General features: G+C 60.2%; 7 protein-coding genes. 3 read left to right on the forward strand and 4 right to left on the reverse strand.

The window, feature by feature from the left end; genetic code table 11:
• Positions 1-18 precede the first annotated feature (18 nt).
• Both NKI50_RS16470 and NKI50_RS16475 read right to left on the reverse strand, forming a co-directional pair.
• Entirely contained in the window at positions 19-681 is a 663-nt protein-coding gene (locus tag NKI50_RS16470; protein WP_023718354.1) for a TetR/AcrR family transcriptional regulator, read from the reverse strand.
• Between the two features lie 143 nt (positions 682-824).
• Entirely contained in the window at positions 825-1,103 is a 279-nt protein-coding gene (locus NKI50_RS16475) for an acylphosphatase (protein ID WP_023718353.1), read from the reverse strand.
• Between the two features lie 201 nt (positions 1,104-1,304).
• On the opposite strand from NKI50_RS16475, the gene NKI50_RS16480 reads away from it, so the two are divergent.
• Positions 1,305-1,811, forward strand: a complete 507-nt coding sequence (locus NKI50_RS16480; RefSeq protein ID WP_023718352.1) for a MarR family winged helix-turn-helix transcriptional regulator — start codon at positions 1,305-1,307, stop codon at positions 1,809-1,811.
• Positions 1,812-1,856: 45 nt separating this feature from the next.
• Here the strand turns inward: NKI50_RS16480 and NKI50_RS16485 are convergent, their stop codons facing one another.
• The gene (locus tag NKI50_RS16485; protein WP_023718351.1) at positions 1,857-2,963 is read right to left on the reverse strand and encodes a pyridoxal phosphate-dependent aminotransferase; all 1,107 of its coding nucleotides are present in this window, start codon (positions 2,961-2,963) and stop codon (positions 1,857-1,859) included.
• Between the two features lie 121 nt (positions 2,964-3,084).
• Between NKI50_RS16485 and NKI50_RS16490 the strand changes: the two genes are divergently transcribed.
• Both NKI50_RS16490 and NKI50_RS16495 read left to right on the forward strand, forming a co-directional pair.
• On the forward strand, positions 3,085-4,737 hold the full coding sequence (locus NKI50_RS16490) for a tetratricopeptide repeat-containing sulfotransferase family protein (RefSeq protein WP_023718350.1): 1,653 nt from the start codon (positions 3,085-3,087) through the stop codon (positions 4,735-4,737).
• A gap of 190 nt (positions 4,738-4,927) precedes the next feature.
• The gene (locus tag NKI50_RS16495; protein ID WP_023718349.1) at positions 4,928-6,580 is read left to right on the forward strand and encodes a tetratricopeptide repeat-containing sulfotransferase family protein; all 1,653 of its coding nucleotides are present in this window, start codon (positions 4,928-4,930) and stop codon (positions 6,578-6,580) included.
• 275 nt (positions 6,581-6,855) lie between these two features.
• On the opposite strand, the gene NKI50_RS16500 is transcribed toward NKI50_RS16495, so the two are convergent.
• Positions 6,856-8,007, reverse strand: a complete 1,152-nt coding sequence (locus tag NKI50_RS16500; RefSeq protein WP_352481864.1) for a porin — start codon at positions 8,005-8,007, stop codon at positions 6,856-6,858.
• Positions 8,008-8,024 lie beyond the last annotated feature (17 nt).

An 8,024-nucleotide genomic window follows, 5' to 3' on the forward strand; every position in this document is an offset into this window, starting at 1 on the left:
TCGGGATCATGCGCGAAATCAAAGTGCTACAGCGTCCTTTGCGCGCTCGAATGGACGCACGGTGCCGTGGCTCGTCCTCGCGCCATCGCTCTTTGCTCCAGCAAGGCGCATTGTCATTGCTAGATATGTAGCGGTGACTTCGGCGATCGACAGCCGTTCGCCCGGCCGGAACCACACGATGACGCCGGTCATCATCTGGATCAGCGCCATGGCGGTGAGCCCGGTGTCCTCGACGCTGAACAAGCCCGCTTCGACGCCGTCGCGCAGAATGGCGCGCAGCTCCTTCTCGTAAGCGGTGCGCATGCGCAGGATCTGCGTGAGTCTTTCGTGCGACAGGCTGCGCAGCTCCATGTTCGAGACATGGGTGGAATGGCGGCGTTCGACGTGGAAAGCGATGTGGTTTTCGACATAGGCGGCGAGCCGCGCTGCCGGATCGGCGCCGACAGGGCGTGTTGTGCGCCACGCCTCGATCAGGCCTTCCATATGCTCGCGCATCAGCGTGAACAGAAGGTCCTGCTTAGTCGGGAAATAGCGGTAAAGCGCCGCTGCCTGGACGCCGACCTCGGCCGCCAGCTGGCGCATCGACATCGCCTCGTAGCCGAGACGCGCAATCAGGCTGACCGCCGCCTCGCGGACCGCAGCTTCGGTCTTCTCTCCGTCGGAACCGGTCGTACGCGCCATGACAAGCCGCCTTTTCAGAACAATAAAACAAACGTTCAATTAATTCAAGGAGTGTGTTCGGGTAAGGCAATGGCTTCAGGTTTGCTCTATCTGCACCCTGGAGATTTTGTGCGATGGAAGCGAATGAGCAGGATCATGCCTTTCTAGGCAACAATCCTGAAACCCGCGGACATGTCGCGTGCCTCGATCTCCTCGACGTCAACTTTCGAAACCGCTGCCCCTGGCGGCCCTTGCCGAAGCCGTTCGATCATTGTCGAGACCGCCGCATCGGCCCCTGCAATCAAGGCTGTCACCGAGCCGTCAATTTCGTTGCGCACCCAACCGGCAAGGCCAAGTCCAGACGCCTCGCGCCGCGCCCAGACCCGATAGCTGACGCCTTGCACCTTGCCATATATGCGTACCTGCACCGTCCGGTCGTTCATCGCGCTCTCCATCCTTTGAGTCGAGTCTGGCGCATCGCCATGCAAATTCAACCGCGCAGCGTGGATCGAAGGTCTCTCCCGGTCGCGGTTCGCCAGCTTCGCATTGCGAGACAGGCGGCGTGCTCCATCAAATGATTGAGTAAGTCAAATAATAGGCGATCATAGTTCGACGGGAGCGGTCTTCCCCCGAAGGAGGTCGACATGCCGGCCGATCGGAATGCCCTTGTCGCGGAGATACGTTGCTTCAATCGCTTCTACACGCGCCTGATCGGGCTGCTCGACCTGACCTTGACGCACAGCGCCTATACGCTGGGCGAGGCGCGGCTGCTGTTCGAATTGGGCGACCGATTCCGCGCTGCCGCCAATAGCGGCGGTGAGGCTGGGTTTCTGGCACGGGCGTTCCACCTCGGTCTCGGACCGGCAGCCTCCGAAATCGCCGCCGAACTCCGGCTCGATCCGGCCTATGTCACACGCATACTGAGGAGATTCGCCGCCGCTGGCCTGACCGAGATACGCACTGACCCAGCCGATCGGCGCAGACGCATCCTGTCGCTAACCGCTCGCGGAAGTGCGGAACTCGCCAGGCTTCAGGCTGCGACGGATCGCGATCTCGCCCGGCTGACGGCCAGCCTCGCCGATGACGCGGCTGCCGAATTATCGGACGCCTTGAAACGGGTCACGCGCCTGCTTGGTGGTGGGGAGAAGTAGCGGCGGTACTGGAGGTCGTGGTGCTCCGTCGCCCCTTTTGGCGCCTCAATTCCCCCGCGCTGCGGCCAGTGCGCCCGGCAGTTCCTCGGCAAAAATGTCGAGCTCGTGATCGAGGCCGACGCTGACCCGGATGCAGCGATCGAGCACTGGCACCATCGGCTTGCGGATGAACACGTCGCGCGACAACAGCGCCTGCAGCACCTTCAGCGCGAAAGCGCCGTCGCGGCCGCACTCGATGGTGACGAAATTGGTCGCCGAAGCCAGCGGCTTCAGCCCGTTCGCCTCGGCTATTCCGGCGATGCGCCGGCGGCCGGCGGCGACCCGCGCCACCACGCTCTCCAGCCATGCCTGATCGGCAAGCGCCTCGACGCCGGCGATCTGCGCCATGCGGCTGACGCCGTAATGGTTGCGTATCTTCTCAAAGTCGCGAATCACCTGGGCTTCGGCCACCGCGTAGCCGCAGCGTATGCCGGCTAGCCCATAGGCCTTGGAGAAGGTGCGCATGCGGATGACGTTCGGCCGCGCCACATCGATCGGCGGCATCGCTGAGGCTGGCCCTAATTCGCCATACGCCTCGTCGAGCACCAGCATTGTGGTCTCCGGCAAGGCCTCGAGGAAGCGGCTGAGCTCGGCCGCTTCCCACCAACTGCCCATCGGATTGTCCGGGTTGGACAGATAGACCAGCGGCGCCTTGTCCCTGGCCACTGCCGCCAGCAGGCCGTCGAGGTTTTCTCGGTCGTTCTCGTAGGGCACTGCGACCAGCCGGCCGCCGACGCCGGCGACGTGAAAGTTGAAGGTCGGGTAGGCGCCGAGCGAGGTCACCACCGCGTCGCCGGGCGCCACATACATGCGCGCCACCAGGCTGAGCAGCCCGTCTATGCCTTCGCCGACGACGACGTTTTCGGCGCCGACACCGAGATGTCGGGCCACGGCTACCTTCAAATCGTGATTGTCGGGGTCGCAATACATCCACATGTCGCCGGCAATCTCGGCCATGCGGGCAACGACCCGCGGCGAGGGGCCAAAGCTGCTCTCATTGGCGCCGATGCGGGCGCGAAAGCCGCGGCCGCGATCACGCTCCTGCGCCTCAGGGCCGACAAACGGCACCGTAGAGGGAAGCGCGTCGATGAGCGGCGTAAGGGGAGGGCGCATGGCAAAGGCTCGTTCAAAAAGGGCCTTCTTTGCTAGCCTGCCGGCTGGGCCTGCGCAAGTTCCACGAACGGCGGCGACGGTCAGGCTGGATTCTCGCGGATCATTTTGCTAGCGAGACATGATGAGGAACCGACTGCCGCCCGCCTGGTCCAAGCATATAAAGTCCCACCCGGCGCCGAAAGTGGAACCGCCGAAGGCGAAACCATTGACGCGCGTGCAGGCCGACGATGCGCTGCTGAAACAGGCGTATGGCTTGCAGCAGGCCAAGCGGTTGGCCGAGGCTCGGGAACTGTGCCGTCGCGTGCTGGAGCGCACGCCCAACCATCCCTTGGCTTTGTATATCATGGGCACGCTATTCATCGGGCTCGACGATGAAATGGCCCTGCGATATTTGGCGCGAGCCGTCGGCGTGGAGCCCCGAAACCCCTATTATCACCTTAGTCTGGGTGAAGCTTATCTGAGGGTAAGCGAATATTCGCCCGCAATCACGCACATCCAGCACGCTCTGGAGTTGAAGCCCGATTTGGTGGAGGCGCTTTGCGCATTGGGGCGCGCCTACGTCGAATTCGACAAGGCTGACATGGCTGTGCCGGTTTACGAGAGAGCGCTCAAGATCAACCGCGATCATCCCCGCGTTCGGACGGGGCTTGCCAGCGCACTCACCGGTCTTGGTCGCATGGATGAAGCCAAAATCTATCTGAAGGAGGCGATCGAACGTCGCATCGCTATGCCCGCCGCCTATAATGAGCTTGTGCGTACGCGCAAGTTCACCGAGGAGCCGGCCGAACTTAGGTCCATCCTGCGCGAGCTTGGTGAGCCAAAGCTTGACCCGGACAGTGTGACGACACTTCATCACGCTGCCGGCAAAGTGCTGAACGACCTTGGGCGCTACGAAGACGCGATAGATCATTTCAAGAAAGGCAAGCGGGCCGCCGGCTATAAGTTCGATCTGGAGACCTATCGCCGCTGGATCGACTCCACGATTGAGTTCTTCAACCCGGACATGTTGGCCGCCAAGGCGGGTTATGGAAGCCCGTCGGAAGTGCCCGTGTTTGTATTGGGCATGCCCCGATCGGGCACCACCCTGACCGAGCAGATTTGCGCGAGCCACCCGAATGTTCATGGCGCCGGAGAGCTGAAAAAGATAAGGCGAGCCGCAAATGCTATCGGCCTCACGAAGGTTTCGGCACGGACCTTGGACCAATCGATCGTTCCGATCACCCCCGACCTATCCAAAATGCTGGCCGAGGAGCACCTGTCCTATCTTCGTGAGCGTGCGCCGACCGCGCTTCGCATCGTCGACAAGATGCCCCGGAATTTCGAACTGATCGGTCTCATAGGGCTTCTCTTCCCCAATGTGCGGATTATTCACTGTCGTCGCGATGCCATCGACAATTGCCTCTCGTGTTTTTTCCAGAATTTCTCCAAGGGACACAGCTACATCGCCGACCTGCAGACACTCGGGCTGTACTACCGTGAATATGATCGCCTGATGCGACATTGGGACAAGGTTTTTCCCGGACGCATCTTCGAAAGTCGCTACGAGACGCTGGTTGCGGATCAGGAGGCACAATCGCGCCGTCTGATCGATCATCTTGGATTGCCCTGGGACGATACCTGCCTGCGCTTCTTCGACAAGGAGGGATCGGTCAACACGGCCAGTCGCTGGCAGGTTCGGCAACCGATCTACAGTTCATCTGTCAAGCGCTGGAAAAACTATGAGAGCGCAATCCAGCCGCTGATCCAGTCGCTCGGTGATCTCGCCGAGATTTGACTCGGGAATTGCAGTCGGCAATTTGCATTTGTGTGGGCCACGAGATCTGAATCGCCAGGTTTGTGGGCTGGGGCTGCAATTGCGGCGGGGCACCGGTTGCTAGACTAAGCTGCCGGCCTGGCTGCCAAGTTCTGCGGCGGGCGGGCACGTCAGGCTGGATTCTCCCAGATCATTTTGCTAGCGAGACATGATGAGCAACCGACTGCCGCCCGCTTGGTCCAAACACATAAAGTCCCGCCCGGCGCCGAAAGTGCAGCCGCCGAAAGCGAAACCGCCGTCGCGCGCGCAAGCTGACGACATGCTGTTGCGACAGGCGCTCGAACTCCAGCAAGCCAAGCGGCTTCCAGAGGCCGAGGAGTTATGCCATCGCGTTCTCGCCCGCACGCCAAACCACCCGCTTTCGCTGTACATCCTCGGCACGCTGGGGCTCGGTATCGACGATGAGTTGGCTCTCAAATATTTTGCACGAGCAGTAAGCCAGACGCCTCAAAATCCGTATTTCCACCTTAGCCTGGGAGAGGCCGGTCTGAAGCTTGGCGACAGCTTGCTTGCGATCAGGCACCTGCAGCGCGCCTGCGAATTGAAGCCCGATCTGGTGGAAGCGCTTTGCGGACTGGCGCGTGCCTACGTCAACTTCGACAAGGCCGAGATGGCTTTGCCCCTTTACGAGAAGGCACTGAAGATCAACGGCGACCATCCCATGGTCCGAATTGGTCTGGCTGGTGCGCTCGCCAGCCTCGGTCGCATGGACGAAGCCAGAGCCTATCTCAATCAGGCAATAGAACGTCGCGTCGATGTTGGGGCAGCCTACAACTACCTGGTCGACACGCAAAAGTTCACCGAAAAACCTGCCGAGCTCGACTCTATCCTGCGCGAACTCTCCAATCCCAGGCTCGAACCGGTTGCTGCATCCCAGCTCCATCACGCTGCAGGCAAAGTGCTGAACGATCTCGAGCGCTACGATGAGGCGATGGATCACTTCCAGAAGGCAAAAAAGGCCGCTGGTCACGATTTCGACCTGGAGTACTACCGCCGAAGTGTCGATTCCATGATCGAGATATTCAGCCCGTCACTATTGGAAGCCAAGGCTGGCCACGGCAGTCCATCCGAAGTGCCTGTGTTTGTGCTGGGCATGCCCCGGTCGGGGACGACGCTGACCGAGCAGATCTGCGCGAGCCATCCGGACGTCCATGGCGCCGGGGAGCTTACGAAGCTGCGCCGAATCGCGAACTCGATGGGCTTTAGAACACAATCGGATGAGGACCTGCGCAGTTCGATCATGTCGATGACGAGGGATCAGTCGAGGGCGCTGGCCGAAGAATACCTGTCTTATCTGCGCCAGCACGCGCCTGCCGCGCTCCGCATAGTCGACAAGATGCCGCACAACTTCGAGTTTATCGGAGTGATTGGAATTCTTTTTCCCCACGCGCGCATCATTCATTGCCGGCGCGATGCCATCGACAATTGCGTGTCCTGCTTCGTCTTGCATTTCACCAAGGACCACGGCTACAACGCCGACCTTGAGACACTCGGCCTATACTACCGTGAATATGATCGCTTGATGCGGCATTGGAATAAGGTCTTTCCCGGACGTATTTTCGAAAGCCGCTACGAGACGCTGATTGCGGATCAGGAGGCGCAGTCGCGCCGTCTCATCGATCATCTCGGCTTGCCTTGGGACGATTCCTGCCTGCGCTTTTTCGAGAAGGACAGGTCGGTCAATACCCCCAGCCGCTGGCAGGTGCGGCAGCCGATCTATACATCATCGGTCAAGCGCTGGAAAAAATATGAGAGCACAATTCAGCCGCTGATTCACGCCTTGGGAGATCTAGCCGAACTTTGAACGAGTGGGTGGCGTTCGGCAGGCCGAGGTCGACGGTGACTTGCTGTCGAGATCCGTTGATCCTGTAGGCCAGCCCTTCAGATCGTGCCAAGATCTTCATTTTTTGCACGTTCGGACAAGCGGGCGCGGCGAGCATTACAATTGACCAGCTCAGCCCTGCGATAGGTATTCAGTGGCAGCCTGTATTCATGCACCGAGAGTTGTTAGCTGCGTCGCCCGATACGAAAAACCCGGCGGTTGGCCCGCCGGGTTCGATCTCAATCAGGTTCGGATTGTTAGAATGAGCGCTGGAAGCGCAGCATCCCGCCGACGCTGTCCTTGTCGTCGGCATTGGTCCAGTTGCGATCGTAGGCTTTATCAAACTGACCGTCGCGAGCCCAATCGACTTCGGCAGTGATCGTGAAGCCGGGAACGATATCGTAGGCGATGTTCGCGGCGACGCCGTAGTTCTTGTCGTCGTCAACCGATGCTTGGAGGTTGAACGAGGTCTTCTCGTTGATGGTGTAGGTGCCACCACCCCAAACTGCCCAGTTGCCGCCCCACTGCTTATAGAAGTTGCGGTCGATGTTGTCGTCCGAACCGTAACCGGCCATGACGAACAGTGTCAGGTTCTGTATCGGCGTAACGTCGACGCGAACCTTGCCGGCCCACTCTTCCCAAGTGCTGTCATAGGCGGCAACACCGGTGATCGAGCCCCAACCCTGCGTGTATTTAATACCGCCGACCACATACGGAACATAGCTGTCGATCGAATCATTGCCGCTGTTGCTGTCTTGGAAAATGCCAGGATCCGCATCGGCACTGCCCGAACCGGTTTCCAACGAAGCCACGGCCGAGAAGCCGTTGCCGGCGTCGAAGTAGTACTGGACGACATTGGTGTCGAAGCCGCCATAGGGGACTAGCGTATCCTGGATGACGTTGCCGGCGTAGCCGATGAACGTGTCGAAGGCCGATTCGTCTTTGCCGACGCGCAAACCACCGAGTTGGACCCAGGCAAAGTTCAGCGAAACACTCGTACCGCCGTTAAAGTTGTCATCAAGATAATCGTTGTGGTTACCCCAGTTGAAACGGGTCTCGGTGTAGGTCTTCAAGGTGCCGAGCTCGGTTTCCTGGCCGGTCCAGGTCTTCAACGTGAATCGGGCGTGCTTGTAGTAGGTATCCTGCGAGCCGCCGTCCATCTGGTCCGTGGTCTTCGCACCGTCGAAGGAGCCGACGTCGCCGATGCCGATGTCATAGCGGACATAGCCACCGATGCGCAGGCAGGTTTCGGTGCCTGGGATGTAGAAGTAGCCAGCGCCGTAGACGTCGCAAATCTTGACGTATTCAGCGGGTTCCGGCTCGGCGACGACGACGGCGTCGGCGGCGCGCGCACCGGAAACTGCGATCAGTGCCGCAGCGGAGCCGAGAAGAAGGCTCTTGATGTTCATTTTCTGACCTCCAGTCA

The organism is Mesorhizobium sp. M0563, from assembly GCF_040321065.1.
Classification (GTDB): Bacteria; Pseudomonadota; Alphaproteobacteria; order Rhizobiales; family Rhizobiaceae; genus Mesorhizobium.

Bases quoted from the DNA above. Each gene is read 5' to 3' on its own strand.
- NKI50_RS16500 (WP_352481864.1), bottom strand. From the start codon at position 8,007: ATGAACATCAAGAGCCTTCTTCTCGGCTCCGCTGCGGCACTGATCGCA.
- NKI50_RS16490 (WP_023718350.1), top strand. From the start codon at position 3,085: ATGAGGAACCGACTGCCGCCCGCCTGGTCCAAGCATATAAAGTCCCAC.
- NKI50_RS16470 (WP_023718354.1), bottom strand. From the start codon at position 681: ATGGCGCGTACGACCGGTTCCGACGGAGAGAAGACCGAAGCTGCGGTC.
- NKI50_RS16480 (WP_023718352.1), top strand. From the start codon at position 1,305: ATGCCGGCCGATCGGAATGCCCTTGTCGCGGAGATACGTTGCTTCAAT.
- NKI50_RS16475 (WP_023718353.1), bottom strand. From the start codon at position 1,103: ATGAACGACCGGACGGTGCAGGTACGCATATATGGCAAGGTGCAAGGC.
- NKI50_RS16485 (WP_023718351.1), bottom strand. From the start codon at position 2,963: ATGCGCCCTCCCCTTACGCCGCTCATCGACGCGCTTCCCTCTACGGTG.
- NKI50_RS16495 (WP_023718349.1), top strand. From the start codon at position 4,928: ATGAGCAACCGACTGCCGCCCGCTTGGTCCAAACACATAAAGTCCCGC.